The sequence below is a fragment of the Trichocoleus sp. FACHB-40 genome, assembly GCF_014695915.1.
GTDB classification, from domain to species: Bacteria; Cyanobacteriota; Cyanobacteriia; order Cyanobacteriales; family FACHB-T130; genus Funiculus; species Funiculus sociatus.
The window spans coordinates 1-12,806 of record NZ_JACJPF010000052.1; the positions used below are offsets into that span (position 1 = coordinate 1).

The 12,806-nt window shown below is 46.4% G+C and carries 15 protein-coding genes and 1 pseudogene; 10 read left to right on the forward strand and 6 right to left on the reverse strand.

Features of this window, described 5'->3' with window-relative positions; all coding sequences use genetic code 11:
* The 4 genes and pseudogenes from H6F63_RS30955 to H6F63_RS11205 form a co-directional block, all read left to right on the forward strand.
* A pseudogene (locus H6F63_RS30955) lies at positions 1–97 on the forward strand (IS982 family transposase); the annotation flags it as partial.
* Positions 98–262: 165 nt separating this feature from the next.
* Positions 263–394 carry a hypothetical protein gene (locus H6F63_RS30475; protein WP_277876387.1) on the forward strand — a complete coding sequence of 44 codons (132 nt, stop codon included), beginning with the start codon at positions 263–265 and terminating at the stop codon, positions 392–394.
* Between the two features lie 192 nt (positions 395–586).
* The gene (locus H6F63_RS11200) at positions 587–1,444 is read left to right on the forward strand and encodes a tetratricopeptide repeat protein (RefSeq protein ID WP_190637359.1); all 858 of its coding nucleotides are present in this window, start codon (positions 587–589) and stop codon (positions 1,442–1,444) included.
* 320 nt (positions 1,445–1,764) lie between these two features.
* Complete coding sequence (locus H6F63_RS11205; protein ID WP_190637361.1) at positions 1,765–2,604, forward strand: tetratricopeptide repeat protein; 840 nt, start codon at positions 1,765–1,767, stop codon at positions 2,602–2,604.
* Positions 2,605–2,675: 71 nt separating this feature from the next.
* On the opposite strand, the gene H6F63_RS11210 is transcribed toward H6F63_RS11205, so the two are convergent.
* From H6F63_RS11210 to H6F63_RS11220, 3 genes are all read right to left on the reverse strand, one after another.
* The gene (locus tag H6F63_RS11210) at positions 2,676–3,128 is read right to left on the reverse strand and encodes a YbjN domain-containing protein (RefSeq protein WP_190637363.1); all 453 of its coding nucleotides are present in this window, start codon (positions 3,126–3,128) and stop codon (positions 2,676–2,678) included.
* Positions 3,129–3,135: 7 nt separating this feature from the next.
* On the reverse strand, positions 3,136–6,795 hold the full coding sequence (locus H6F63_RS11215) for a DUF4157 domain-containing protein (protein ID WP_190637365.1): 3,660 nt from the start codon (positions 6,793–6,795) through the stop codon (positions 3,136–3,138).
* A gap of 215 nt (positions 6,796–7,010) precedes the next feature.
* The gene (locus tag H6F63_RS11220; RefSeq protein ID WP_190637367.1) at positions 7,011–7,178 is read right to left on the reverse strand and encodes a hypothetical protein; all 168 of its coding nucleotides are present in this window, start codon (positions 7,176–7,178) and stop codon (positions 7,011–7,013) included.
* Positions 7,179–7,551: 373 nt separating this feature from the next.
* Here H6F63_RS11220 and H6F63_RS11225 point away from each other — a divergent pair, with 373 nt between their 5' ends.
* Together H6F63_RS11225 and H6F63_RS11230 are read left to right on the forward strand one after the other, a co-directional pair.
* Entirely contained in the window at positions 7,552–8,037 is a 486-nt protein-coding gene (locus H6F63_RS11225; RefSeq protein ID WP_190637369.1) for a DUF4365 domain-containing protein, read from the forward strand.
* 4 nt (positions 8,038–8,041) lie between these two features.
* A complete protein-coding gene (locus tag H6F63_RS11230) occupies positions 8,042–8,509 on the forward strand; it encodes a DUF4365 domain-containing protein (protein ID WP_190637371.1) in 468 nt (155 codons plus the stop codon).
* A 61-nt stretch (positions 8,510–8,570) separates the two neighbouring features.
* On the opposite strand, the gene H6F63_RS11235 is transcribed toward H6F63_RS11230, so the two are convergent.
* From H6F63_RS11235 to H6F63_RS11245, 3 genes are all read right to left on the reverse strand, one after another.
* The gene (locus H6F63_RS11235) at positions 8,571–10,481 is read right to left on the reverse strand and encodes a S9 family peptidase (protein WP_190637373.1); all 1,911 of its coding nucleotides are present in this window, start codon (positions 10,479–10,481) and stop codon (positions 8,571–8,573) included.
* A 202-nt stretch (positions 10,482–10,683) separates the two neighbouring features.
* On the reverse strand, positions 10,684–11,124 hold the full coding sequence (locus H6F63_RS11240; RefSeq protein ID WP_190637375.1) for a PIN domain-containing protein: 441 nt from the start codon (positions 11,122–11,124) through the stop codon (positions 10,684–10,686).
* Positions 11,117–11,422, reverse strand: a complete 306-nt coding sequence (locus H6F63_RS11245; RefSeq protein WP_199297956.1) for a hypothetical protein — start codon at positions 11,420–11,422, stop codon at positions 11,117–11,119. Before H6F63_RS11245 ends, H6F63_RS11240 begins: the two co-directional genes overlap by 8 nt.
* Before the next feature lie 14 nt (positions 11,423–11,436).
* Here H6F63_RS11245 and H6F63_RS11250 point away from each other — a divergent pair, with 14 nt between their 5' ends.
* Genes H6F63_RS11250 through H6F63_RS11265 form a run of 4 tightly spaced genes read left to right on the forward strand, consistent with a single transcriptional unit; the run spans position 11,437 to position 12,805 of the window.
* Positions 11,437–11,670: a hypothetical protein gene (locus H6F63_RS11250; RefSeq protein WP_190637377.1), complete on the forward strand. Its 234-nt coding sequence runs from the start codon at positions 11,437–11,439 to the stop codon at positions 11,668–11,670.
* 56 nt (positions 11,671–11,726) lie between these two features.
* Positions 11,727–11,957: a CopG family transcriptional regulator gene (locus H6F63_RS11255; RefSeq protein WP_190425874.1), complete on the forward strand. Its 231-nt coding sequence runs from the start codon at positions 11,727–11,729 to the stop codon at positions 11,955–11,957.
* Positions 11,944–12,303, forward strand: coding sequence for a type II toxin-antitoxin system PemK/MazF family toxin (locus tag H6F63_RS11260; protein WP_190415303.1), 360 nt, complete (start codon positions 11,944–11,946; stop codon positions 12,301–12,303). The genes H6F63_RS11255 and H6F63_RS11260 overlap by 14 nt, the downstream gene beginning before the upstream one ends.
* Complete coding sequence (locus tag H6F63_RS11265; protein ID WP_190637379.1) at positions 12,278–12,805, forward strand: hypothetical protein; 528 nt, start codon at positions 12,278–12,280, stop codon at positions 12,803–12,805. The genes H6F63_RS11260 and H6F63_RS11265 overlap by 26 nt, the downstream gene beginning before the upstream one ends.
* The last annotated feature ends 1 nt before the right edge of the window (position 12,806 follow it).

A 12,806-nucleotide genomic window follows, 5' to 3' on the forward strand; every position in this document is an offset into this window, starting at 1 on the left:
TGTCAACTTTGCGGTCAATTTGATAGCTGGCTTAATTGCGTACTGCCACCAGCCCAAGAAGCCCTCCCTGATCAACGATGCTGCCTTGCCTGCTTAACCCGAACTCACGTTAAGATAGTCCAAAAAACACAAGTAGACGGTTCCTAAAGTGGAAAAATCTCACGATCAACTATGGTATTTTCAGCTTTAGAGCTTTTCTGGGTAACTTTCCTATCGTATCAATTCAATCTCTCGTCCCGGAGAAATTCGCTTCACCGACTCGTTGCCCAAAACTCGCTCCGGTAAGATTATGCGGCGCTTGTTGCGAAATCTCGCTTCTGGTCAAGAAGTCTCCGGCGACACCTCTACCCTAGAGGATCGTGGCGTGTTGGATAAACTCCGAGAAGAAGCGTAATTTTTTTTACGCAAAGGTACGCCAGGGTAAACGCAGAGTTTCGCCGAGAATTTCCTTGGCGAACCTTTGGGGTAAGGGCGGGTTTTAAACCTGCCCTTACTGCGTACCTTTGCGTTAAAAAAAGTGTTGGTAGACATTACCTACTTGACAATTAAACTATCTTTAAGGTGGACTATTTTGGCATAGATTTTTATGAAGCTAAAAAGCCACTTGAAGCCAGCATTTATTCAACAGCTTACCTGCATTAGTCTAGGCGTCCTTGCGGGAATCGGCATATCCCCTATAGTGTTGGCTGAACCGATATTACCAGGCGATACAACAATAGATCAATCAGTTTTCTCTAACCCTCACCCTCCTGTCTTCAAGGACGGGACTATTGATAACCGTCCTCCAAGACCCTGCCGAACTGGTGACGACATCAAGCTAGTTATAAAGATAGGAGGAGGGGGAGAGCGAGAGCGCCGATACAGACCGCGCACGGATCTAGAACAGCAAGATTGTGAAAGATTGCGGCAGGAACAAGAGGCGAGACAAAGACAGCGAGAAGAACAAGCACGAGAACGAGCAGAAAAACGAGCAGAAGAAGTGCGGCAGCTCATGCAGCAATGGAGTAACCTCTACAGTGCCAACAAATTGTCTGAGGCAGAGGTAGTCTTTAGCAAGCTCATAGAAATGCACCCAAATGACGCTCGTCAGTATTACCACTCAGGGAAAGAACTGTATGGTCAAGGCAAAGCCGAAGCAGCGATAATTATATATCAGCAAGCCATTCGCCTCAATCCTCGTCATGCTGTAGCTCATAACGCTATTGGAGTTGTCAGAGCAACCCAAGGTCGATGGGAAGAAGCCATTGCAGAATATCAGCAGGCGCTTTCGATTAATCCTGACTATGCTGATGCGCTGAAAAATCTGGGACAAGCGCTGTGGCAACAAGGTAAGCGGGAAGATGCGATCGCTTCCCTAGAAAAAGCCAAAAAACTATATACACAACAGCGTCAGCCTTACGATGTTAACCAAGTCGATTCGCTTTTGCAGCGGATGAGTGGATAGTAGAGTAGCGCAACGCTGAATTAGAATTTAAGGAGCGCGATCGCCCGTCAGGCGAGAAATTCGCTTCACCGATTCCTTACCCAAAACTCCTTCGGGTAAGATTATGCGGCGATTATTACGAAATCTCGCTGCTGGTCAAGAAGTCTCCGGCGACACCTCTACGCTAGAGGAGCGTGGCGTATTGGATAAACTCCGAGAATAAGCGTAATTTTTTTAACGCAAAGGTACTGCGTACCTTTACGTTAAAAAAAGTGTTGGTAGACATTGCCTACTTGACAATTCAACTATCTTTAAGGTGGACTATTTTGGCATAGATTTTTATGAAGCTAAAAAGCCACTTGAAGCCAGCATTTATTCAACCGCTTACCTGCATCAGTCTAGGCATCCTTGCGGGAATTGCTATCCCCCCTATAGTGTTGGCTCAACCGATATTACCAGGCGATCTAATAATAGATCAATCAGTTTTCTCTAAACCTCCTGTCTTCAAGGGCAAGATTAATGATAACCGTCGTCCAAGACCCTGCCGAACTGGTAACAACATCCTACCTAGCCAACACGAGTCATTTATGGACTCAATGGGAGGGATGTATAGGCCACGCACTTCTAGTGAACAGCAAGATTGTGCCAGGTTGCGGCGGGAACAAGAGGCGAGACAAAGACAGCGAGAGGAACAAGCACGAAAACGGGCAGAAGAAGTGCGGCAGCTCATGCAGCAATGGAGTAACCTCTATAGTGCCAACAAATTGTCTGAGGCAGAGGTAGTCTTTGGCAAGCTCATAGAAATGCACCCAAAAGACGCACGTCAGTATTACCAGTCAGGGAATGAACTGTATGGTCAAGGCAAAGCCGAAGCAGCGATAATTATATATCAGCAAGCGATTCGCCTCAATCCTCGTCATGCTGTAGCTCATAACGCTATTGGAATTATCAGAGCAAGCCAAGGTCGATGGGAAGAAGCCATTGCAGAGTATCAGCAAGCGCTTTCGATTAATCCTGACTATGCTGATGTGCTGAAAAATCTGGGACAAGCGCTGTGGCAACAAGGTAAGCGGGAAGATGCGATCGCTTCCCTAGAAAAAGCCAAAAAACTATATACACAACAGCGTCAGCCTTACGAAGTTAACCAAGTCGATTCGCTTTTGCAGCGGATGAGTGGATAGTAGAGTAGCGCAACGCTGAACTGGATAAACTCCGAGAAGAAGCGTAATCCATAGGAAGCGATCGCTTACAGCTAACTTTCGATTTGCGCGATCGCCTCCAGCGCCGACAACTCAGTGTAAATAATGGACATAATCCCAGGTAGATATTCATCCATTGTCAGCAAATTGGCAAAAATCAACTGTCCGATTAACGCTGAATTTACACCGTTACCCTTAGCAGCAATGCTAGTTTTGTAGCGAATTTGCCCATCAGCAAAGTTTAATTCAAAGTTACCGATACTCAAGCCAAAATTCGCTCTGCTCAGAAATTCTGCCATCACCAATCGTTTATTTTCTGGCACCTTCACCGGACTTATTGAGTAAAAAATCAATTGCTCCTGTTCTTCGCGCACTTTAACAAAGCACATCCATTGCCCATTTTCCCCCTGAAAACTCATCTGCAAAGCTGGCTCTTGTTCCATTTGAAAAAAGAGCCAGTTATTTTCTTTGAAAAAGTTGATTACCGCCTCAAAAATTTCGGACATGATTTAACTAAAATGGCCCGCCGTGCTGCTGAACTTTATTTTGTTCTTCTACTTCCTTAGTCAGTTTCTTTAGATCCAAAGCATTACCCTTCGAGATACCGCCACCTTCCTTAACCTTGTAAACTAATCTGGCACCATTATCTGAAGCTGGATTCAACACACCTTTATCGAACACAGCTTTGAGAGAATTATTCCAGTCAGCCAGATCCATCGGTCCTCCCTTGGGATCGATAACCTTGACAGGGAAACGTTGTCTAATCGCCTGTGTTTCATAGTCTCCCTCGACCTTTTCACCACTTATGGCTTTAAAGATCGCCTCTCTAGACAACTGGGAAGTTTCCGCTGAATACTTCACGCCTTCTTGAGCGCCTGCGTTAAGCATATTGCTGTCGCCATAAATTCTGCCGATCGAGTCGCCTTTACCTGTGATAACTTCCAGCCCTTCCTTACAGTAGTGGTCGTGGAAATACTTCGTAGCACCGCCAACGTAGGCGTTACTCAAAAAGCTATTGTAAGCAGCAAGGTTAAATTCATGGGCTTCTTTTGTGAAGTCGCGCTTCTCTCCACTTTGCATCATGCTCTTCGCTAGATGTGCTTCATAAGTCCCTTGACCCTTACCTTTTTTATCAGTTTTTAGCACATCGATCATCGACTCATTTAACGAATAAACCGTTTTATTCTTGCCAGCTAAACCGAATGTAAGTTTACTACCAATTGACCTTTCAACTTTGAGTTTTGCAAAATTCTGTTGCACCAACTGATCCATCAGTTTTTTGGCTTCTATAGCGTTCTGATGGACGCCATTTAGACTACATTGTTGCGCGGCTTCATCAGGTATTAGATGTTTTAATTGTTGGTTGTTCAATGCCGCATTTCGCCACCACATCATGAATACAATTTCAGGCTTGGCTTCTAGTCCTACTTCACTCGTTGCATCTTCTACTTTGCCAAGTTCTCCTCTGTGCATCTTGTCATCAAGTGCTTGCGGATTAGATTTTAGATCCTGTTGAGCGATAGTGCTAACCATTGCCCATTCTGCTTTGGCATTATCCGTTGTGCCAAGATTTTTACCATCTTTATTTACCCATTCCACAAACCACTGCATGATCTTAGTTTTGTCGATCAAGTGTCCGCCTGCGAATGAGTCTTGCAGGTAGTGTTCGCCAAAAGCATTTTGCAGTAAAGCTTTGTTAGAAAGGTCGTCGGCTTTCGCTTGATTCTCTTTAACACCTTGCTGGTACAGCTTGACCTTTACTTCATCTGTTGTGTTTGGCCCAAGTGTATCTAAGTTCATTTTGTCAACATCAGCCAACATTTGGAACTTATTGGACTGTTGTGCCAAATCTAGCGCTGTTTCATGATACTTTTGCCAGCTATCCCAGCTATAAGGTGCAAAGTGACAGGCATTACGCTCTAATGCGGGGAAGTAACCTTGACTTTCTTGTCCTTTTTCCTTCTTGGTTGCCTTATCAACTTGCATCTCTGTGCGAATTTCGTAAGCCTTACCAATTACGGCTTGACCTCTTGGTCCCACGGCACCTTCAAAATCTCCATCAGGAAGGATCGTATTATGCAATACAGATTTTTCTTCGTCAAAAAGCTCTTTGTATAAGTTAGCTAATTCAATATAGCTTTGCTGGCGCACTCCCTGAAGCAAGGCGAGAACTTTCGATTTATTCGTGTTGGCAATGGTTTCTGGATTGCCGAAGAAGTCTGGGAAAGTGTTAATTTCACTGTAGGAAACAACAATTGAGGAGTCGCCTGGTTTTGATTGCGAATCATCACCTTTGACGGGTAGGATGACATATGGAACTTGCCATTTATCATCTGTCCCTTTTTTCACCTTTCCTGGCTCTGGCGCACCTACTGGCATTGCTTCGGGATTGTCTTTGTAGGCGACCAGACGTTGCATTTCCTGCTCAATAGTATGCTTGGCATTAGTCTTTTCGGCTTCTAGACTGGCGACTTTTGCACGTGCGGTTTTCATTTGCTTTTGGGAGCCTTCTACCATTCCTCCTTCGATCAATGCCAACTGAAGCTCTATTTGTTGCTGTTGTTTGCGGACATCGCGGACATAGGATAGGTCTGCTAACTGATCGGGTGCAACTTGTCCTAATAGATAGTGTTCGTAAGCGGCGTGGCGTTGAATTACGTTAGCGGCAGATTGTTGGACAGCAACTTGACGTTCGATGGCTGGTTTAGTTTGAGTTAATTCCTCTTCTTCGTGGCGTTGAATAGACTCAGGAGGCTTGGGTTCTGGCATTTTCATCACTTCAGCCGCTACCCGATCTGCTTCCTGCTCGTATTGATCTCCCACAGCCCCGACAGTGAGCTTGGTTTGAATCTGCATAGCGGTATTGCAACTAGAGCATTGGCAACCAGAACTATGAGAACCTGCCTCTACCTGACGCTGAATTGGAGCAACGTTATTACACGTAGAGCATTGACAACCTGTGCTACAAGCGGTTGTTTCTCCCTGACGCTGCACTAGACTGGTCAATTTAGAACCCCAGAAATCCTGCGTACCGCCCGTCTGTTTGAAAGCGATTTGACGCTGGATTATTGGATTAATTGAAGTGCAAGACTGACATTGACAGTCGGCGCTTTGGCGTTGCAGTTTGCTCCCACCCGTCTGCTGAATTGTGTGGGTTAGTTCATGGGCTGTCAACTCTAAATGGCTGGGGGATTTATCGGGCCCATAGAAAATATGGTTGCCGTTAGTAAAAGCTTGGGCGCGCAACTCCCGATTCATTTGCACTGCCGCATTGTCTGTATGCACTCGCACATGGGCAAAACTATGACCAAAGCGGGGTTCCATGAACGAGCGCACTGCATCGGGTAACGGGCTACCGCCTCCCTTATTACTATTTATCCGACTTTCCAGGTCGCTGCTGGCATCGAAGCTGGCACCTTTGCCAGATCGTTGCACCTGGGGTTTCATCTGAAGTTCGTCTTCTTCCTCAGAGTGGCGTTGCACCTGGGGTTTCATCTGAAGTTCGTCTTCCTCAGAGTGGCGTTGCACCTGGGGTTTCATCTGAAGTTCGTCTTCCTCAGAGTGGCGTTGCACATCCGGTTTCATCTGAAGTTCGTCTTCCTCAGAGTGGCGTTGCACATCCGGTTTCATCTGAAGTTCGTCTTCTTCCTCAGGCTGGCGTTGCACCTGGGGTTTCATCTGAAGTTCGTCTTCTTCCTCAGGCTGGCGTTGCACCTGGGGTTTCATCTGAAGTTCGTCTTCCTCAGAGTGGCGTTGCACATCCGGTTTCATCTGAAGTTCGTCTTCCTCAGAGTGGCGTTGCACATCCGGTTTCATCTGAAGTTCGTCTTCTTCCTCAGAGTGACGTTGCACATCCGGTTTCATCTGAAGTTCGTCTTCTTCCTCAGAGTGACGTTGCACATCCGGTTTTGTGCGGCCAAAGGCAAATTTCGGTTGAATGACTGACGGTGTTGATTTGCCTAGAGCAGATATTGATATCTTGGCGAAATCGAAGCCTATGGGTTTGTCTTGGTCAGTTTTGCTTTGAGAATTTAGTGTATTTTGCTCTGAAGGTGCTACTTCGACAGCTTTTGTCTGAACCGGAAAGGGACGCGGCGCGAACTGTCCTGTTGGTGCTGGCGTGGTGGAGGAATTTGCAGAAGCTTTTTTCTGGGTGTAGCGTTGGGTGTTCATAGCTGATTCCTCTATAAAAATGCCAGCACGGGGGAAAGCGCGATCGCGTGTTTGTTTGTTTATGCAATATTTTAACCTCAAGAAATTTGGTAATAAATAAAACTTTATATTTAAGCGCGATCACTCGTCAGGCGAGAACTTTCCTTCACCAACGCCTTATCCAGAACTCCCTCCGGTAATATTCTGCGGCGAGTGTTGCGAAATCTTTCCTCTGGTCAAGAAGTATCCGGCGACACATCCACATTACAGGAGCGTGGAGTGTCAGACAAACTCCGAGAAGGAGCGTAATCAATAGAAGGCGATCGCTTACGGCTAACTTTCGATTTGCGTGATCGCCTCCAACGACGACAACTCAGGATTTCATCAGAAAGCCTCCGAGCCATGCACTTTTTCTTTGTCTTTTGTAATGAAGTTTGACATACCACTCGTTGCGCTCCCCTTCAGGGCAACAAATTTGTCTGTCATGCCTATTGAAGGAAACACAGTTTTTCGAGAAATTCGCTTTACCGACGCTTACCCAAAACTCGCTTTGGTAAAATTATGCGGCGACTGTTGCAAGATATTGCCTCCGGTCAAAAAGTCTCCGGTGACACCTCTACTCAAGAAGATCGTGGCGTGCCGGATAAGCTGCGAGAAGGCGCTTGACTGTCTAATGAAGATAGTTCACGACTTTGTAGAAACTGTGTGAGGTCGGCAGCGCTACCTGCCCCGTGGCATAGGGATAAAATTATAAGCTGAATTAGGATAGCAATATAGATGAGGGACGCACTTGGACAACGGGGTGAAGCAATATTCATAGTTTTAACGACTGCGTTTCACTCTAATTCTGTCCCAATTTTCAAGCCGCAGTTTTTAGGAGATAAATGGCAGTATGTTGATTTTATTGTGGAACTTGTAGGGGCTGGAGCCGTTGTCCCGTACTTCTTCGTCCAAGTTAAAACCACAAGAGAAGGCTATACAAAAAAACTAAATCGGCTAAAGGTTAAAGTACCGAAAGAGGGTGTATGTGGTTTAGCATCGTATCCCGCCCCTACTTATATAGTTGGTATTGATGAGATAAAAGAGACAGGTTATATAGTTTCTGCAAATGGAGAAAGCCTCAGCTCTATGTCAAGCCTCTCTACAATGTTTCCGATTAACACACAGAATAGGGAACTGCTCTGGAACGAGGTGAACGATTTCTGGAGAAGATACCATACTAACCGTTTAAGTTCACAATTTTCCGACTCAAATTGGAGATAGAAGCGTGACAACAAAACAAGCTTGGTATATCGGACAACGGGCAGAATCTCTAACACTCATGTACTTAACCCGTCGAAATGACCTGATTGTTTCAAGACATCAAGAAGATTATGGCTTGGACTTTTTGGTAACAATCAGAAAAAGTGCTGCTTACACTGGTAGGCTCTTCGGAGTCCAGTTTAAAGCAACAGCCTCTACTCCAAAGTCAATTCAGGATGACGATATTATCGAGATTAAGCTTAATGAAACGTCAATTGACTTCCTCGCTGAATTACCTTTCCCAGTCTGTTTATTCTTTTTTACTCTAGATAGCGATCGCAGTTATTATAAATGGATTCTGGAGCCTGTGATTGAAGGTCAGCAAAATCCAAAGCTGCACTTCAATCACACTAATAAGTTTAAAAAATTAACTGACGACGAAATAGATAACATCATCTCAGTAGTAAATACCTGGTATGACAGCCGGAAATAGGCAAAGGAACGCCAAGTAATTCTCAGCGTTCCTTTGCGTTTACCTTAGCGAACCTTTGCGTTTAATTTTGACTTGGATTTAGCACACCTGAATGACCGGGAATGTCTCCCAACGGTTCGCAACGACCGCCTAAGTATTTAGCTAAGAATTCCTCAGCGATCGCATAAAAATGTAACCGATTTTCTGGACGGGCGAAACCGTGTCCTTCGTCGGGGTAGAGGGCGTATTCTACTGGTTTACCAGCTTGTTGCATCGCCTTGACAATTTGTTCGCTTTCTGCTTCTTTAACTCGCGGATCGTTAGCACCTTGTCCAATTAGTAAAGGCTTCTCGATGCGGTCAACGAAAAATAAAGGCGATCGCGTCTTCAGAAACTCCTCTTCCGTCTCCAAGTTACCCACGCGATGGTAGAAATTCGCCTTCAGCGGTTCCCAGTAAGGCGGGATACTTTGCATCAGCGTAATTAGGTTACTCGGCCCAACAATATCCACACCGCAGGCAAATACATCCGGCGTGAAAGTCAATCCTACCAGCGTTGCGTAACCGCCGTAGGAACCGCCCATAATGGCAACCTTTTGGGGGTCGGAGATGCCTTGTTGCACCAGCCAATTAACGGCATCAATCAAGTCATCGTGCATTTTACCAGCCCATTCGCGATTACCTGCATTGACAAAAGCTTTGCCGTAGCCAGTCGAACCGCGAAAGTTGACTTGCAGCACCGCATAACCCCGGTTAGCCAACCATTGCGCTTGCGGATCGTAACCCCAAGTATCCCGCGCCCAAGGGCCACCGTGGACAAGCAACACTGTTGGTAAGTTTTGGGCAGATATCCCCACAGGTGTCGTCAGGTAGCTGTGGATAGTCAAGCCGTCTCGCGCCTCGAAGGAGACAGGTTGCATTGATGCAAGTTGCAACCCTTCAAGTTTGGGTTTGTTGCTGAATAAGAATGTGCTGGTTTTGGTTTCGCGGTTATAGACGTAGTAGTAGACAGGGCCATCGTCGGTGAGGTAAGCGACTAGCCAGTTTTTGTCTGCAAGGTCGCGGGAGGAAATGCTGAACTCACCTGGACGCACTTGCGCGATCGCTTTAAAATCAGCAGCGATGCTTTCGTCAAGCACTCGCCACTCTTGTTTATCTTTATAGAAGGAAACTGCCTGAATAACTCGCGTAGTTGGGTGTATAACTATCCCGCCAACATCGTATTCAGAATCTTCTGCAATCACCTTTTCTTCGCGGGTAGCCAAATCCAAGGCAAGCAAACGCGCAGCATTGGCATCGTGACTGCCTTCAATATAAAGGGTTTTGTTATCAGCAGAAAAGCTGACTGCGCCGCCCTCATCATCTGGCCCCCAGTGACGCAGAGTGTCCCAGCTGCCTTGTGTGGTTTCCCGGAATAAGAGGTCAGAACCACCATCGGGAGTTGCGGCTGTAGCTGCACGGATCTGGAACTCAGCATCAGCCGTCCAGCTTACTATGTTACCAGGGTTCTCCGAATCCAACTCAACTGCACCATTGTTCAGATTGACGCGATAAACGTCAAACTTTTGGGGGTCTTTCAGGTTCATCCCCACCAAAATCTGATCCGGGAAGTTGTGGTCAAAATCCACAGGTTGCGCTTTCACTCCTTGAAATGGCGTTAAGTCGCGGACACTATTGGAGTGAATATTCACCAAGTAGAGGTGGAAGTTTTCGTCGCCGTCCGAGTCTTGCATATAAATCAGCTGGTCGGCGTTGTAAGTCCAGAAGAAGATGCGGATACCGCGCTTTTTGTCAGCTGTCAGCTGGCGATCGCCTTCTTCTCCAATTGTCCGCAGCCATACCTGTAAGACATTCTGAGTGTCCGGAGCAATGTACGCTAGATATTTGCCATCCGGTGAGAGTCGCGGACTGGTTCTTTCTGGGTTGCCAAAAAGAATCTCGCGGGGAATTAATGGCGGCAGTTGCGTAGCTAGTTCTTCAACTGTGGATTGCATTATTACCTCATATACTCGTGCCTACTATTACTTTGCTCATAGAATTAGCGATTCACCTAGTCCGGTTAACCGACCATCGGTGATCGCTACCTTACCAATTACCTTTGATGATGCGATCGCGCTTTGGTATTGGGGAGGATGCGATCGCGCTTTGTATTGGGGAGGATGCGATCGCGTCCTTTCATCCGGTTTAATAGAGAGTCTACTGCAAACCCCTTTCTACAATTGCGCGAATTTCTCTGATGAAATCGGCGGGAGTCTGAATAATCAGCCCACTGTGTACAGCGACTTCCTGGGTAAAATCTTTGGTGTTTAAACTCAAAAGACGATCGACATTTGCCAGTACAGCAGCAGCCAAAATTGGAGCATCTTTTGCTTCGATGATAGCTGTCCATCGAGCCGATTCTTCTGACGGTGGGTTAGGTCGAATTTCAGGATCGGTAGCAGCCAGAAGTTGTGCAAAAATTGGCTGAGCGGCGGGTAATTTTTTGCGGAGGTTGCGATAGCACTCGTCTAATACTTGCTGGGAGATGACCAGCTTAAATAATCCTATTTCAGCCATTGTCAGCACAGCACGGCTGGCTCCAGTGCGAGACCCTGCTCCAGCAATTAAAATACTTGAGTCAGCAAAGACTCTACGCATCTTGCTGTTGCTCTTGCCAGATTGCTTCGCGTTCTGCTTGTAATCCTTCTAGCAATTCAGCCAAGCCTACGCCTTCATCTTCCATGATGGCTATGAATTTATCGGCTAGTTGGGGAACTTGGGGCTGTTTGGGGGTAAGCAAGACTATATCGCCTACTTGCAGCAGCGTCAGCATATCTCCTTCGGTCAAATTGAGGTGATCTTGCACCAGCTGGGGAACGGTAATTTCCCCCCCTTCCCGCAGACGAATCGGAAATTCTCTGATCTCAACGTCCGTGTCTTGTGAACTTGGTGTCACGGCTTTAACCTGTAATGGTTATCAGATTTTCTCATTTTACAAGACCTGACTGGAGAAGAGGCGATCGCGCTTGTTGTGTTGGGGAGGATGCGATCGCGCTTGTTGTGGAAGTGGAGAATGCGATCACGCTTGTTGTGTTGGGGAGGATGCGATCGCGCTTTAGTATTGGGGAGGATGCGATCGCGCTTTGTGCTGGAGAAGATGCGCTTTACTTGGTTTGTTCTGTTCGCTTCACACGCGGTACCTGAGATGAACGGGGACAATTTTAAGTATGATGAAATTACCATACCCAAAACTCATACTTATGCAGAAAGTCACAATCTCTTTAGAAGATGACATCCTGCGATTTGTAGATCGGCAGGCAAAAGGCAACCGCAGCGCCTATATTAACGATTTGCTGGCAGAACACCGCCGCCGGATTCTGGAGGCACAAATGATTACCGCCCTCCAACAGGATGCTAAAGATCCAGAGTACCAAGCTGCAATTTCAGCTTGGGATAGTGTAGCTGGGGATGGCATTAATGCCAGCGAGTAATTTAACTTATCGGCGGGGAGAAATCCGTTGGGTAACACTCGATCCAACCGTAGGGGCTGAAGCACAAAAAACCCGCGCTTGCTTGATTGTGCAAAATGACATCATGAACCAGTATGGACTTCTAACAATTGTGATGCCGTTTCGACCGGGAAATAAAGAAGCCCCCTACGTTGTAAATGTCAAAGCAACATCCTCTAATGGATTAGACCAAGACCGTTTTATTGATGTCGGGCAAATTCGTGCTGTCGATCATCGTCGCGTTTTGGGTTTGGTAGGTGTGCTAGAGGAAGAATACTGGGAACAGATTCGCTTTAGCTTAAATGTTGTTTTGGGGTTTGCGATCTAAAAGTGTCAAAGAATTAGAATCAAACGATCGCGCTTTGTATTGGGAGAATGCGATCGCGCTTTGTGTTGGGGAAGAGTGCGATCCCGCTGTTGTGGGTTGGGAAGGATGCGATCGCGCTTGTTGTGTTGGGGAGGATGCGATCACGGTTTGTATTGGGAGAATGCGATCGCGCTTTGTATTGGGAGAATGCGATCGCGCTTTGTATTGGGAGAATGCGATCGCGCTTGTTGTGTTGGGAAGGATGCGATCGCGCTTTGGTATTAGGAAGAATACGATCGCGCTTGTTGTGTTGGGGAGGATGCGATCGCTCTCCTTGCATTGGGAAGATGCGATCGCGCTTTCTATTGGTAAGAATGCGATCACGCTTTGTATTCTGAAGGATGCGATCTCGCTAAGTATGACAAGCGAGTTATTTTTTGAAGGAGTGGAAGAGATTCCCAAACTGAAATTTGTTTTGGGAAAAGCTGAAGCAAATATCAATCAACTGAGTTATACCGGATGAG

Excerpts from the sequence above, each read along its gene's own strand:
- H6F63_RS11200 (WP_190637359.1), top strand. The coding sequence starts at position 587 with ATGAAGCTAAAAAGCCACTTGAAGCCAGCATTTATTCAACAGCTTACC.
- H6F63_RS11205 (WP_190637361.1), top strand. The coding sequence starts at position 1,765 with ATGAAGCTAAAAAGCCACTTGAAGCCAGCATTTATTCAACCGCTTACC.
- H6F63_RS11210 (WP_190637363.1), bottom strand. The coding sequence starts at position 3,128 with ATGTCCGAAATTTTTGAGGCGGTAATCAACTTTTTCAAAGAAAATAAC.
- H6F63_RS11215 (WP_190637365.1), bottom strand. The coding sequence starts at position 6,795 with ATGAACACCCAACGCTACACCCAGAAAAAAGCTTCTGCAAATTCCTCC.
- H6F63_RS11220 (WP_190637367.1), bottom strand. The coding sequence starts at position 7,178 with ATGGCTCGGAGGCTTTCTGATGAAATCCTGAGTTGTCGTCGTTGGAGG.
- H6F63_RS11225 (WP_190637369.1), top strand. The coding sequence starts at position 7,552 with ATGAGGGACGCACTTGGACAACGGGGTGAAGCAATATTCATAGTTTTA.
- H6F63_RS11235 (WP_190637373.1), bottom strand. The coding sequence starts at position 10,481 with ATGCAATCCACAGTTGAAGAACTAGCTACGCAACTGCCGCCATTAATT.
- H6F63_RS11240 (WP_190637375.1), bottom strand. The coding sequence starts at position 11,124 with ATGCGTAGAGTCTTTGCTGACTCAAGTATTTTAATTGCTGGAGCAGGG.
- H6F63_RS11250 (WP_190637377.1), top strand. The coding sequence starts at position 11,437 with ATGGTTATCAGATTTTCTCATTTTACAAGACCTGACTGGAGAAGAGGC.
- H6F63_RS11255 (WP_190425874.1), top strand. The coding sequence starts at position 11,727 with ATGCAGAAAGTCACAATCTCTTTAGAAGATGACATCCTGCGATTTGTA.
- H6F63_RS11260 (WP_190415303.1), top strand. The coding sequence starts at position 11,944 with ATGCCAGCGAGTAATTTAACTTATCGGCGGGGAGAAATCCGTTGGGTA.
- H6F63_RS11265 (WP_190637379.1), top strand. The coding sequence starts at position 12,278 with ATGTTGTTTTGGGGTTTGCGATCTAAAAGTGTCAAAGAATTAGAATCA.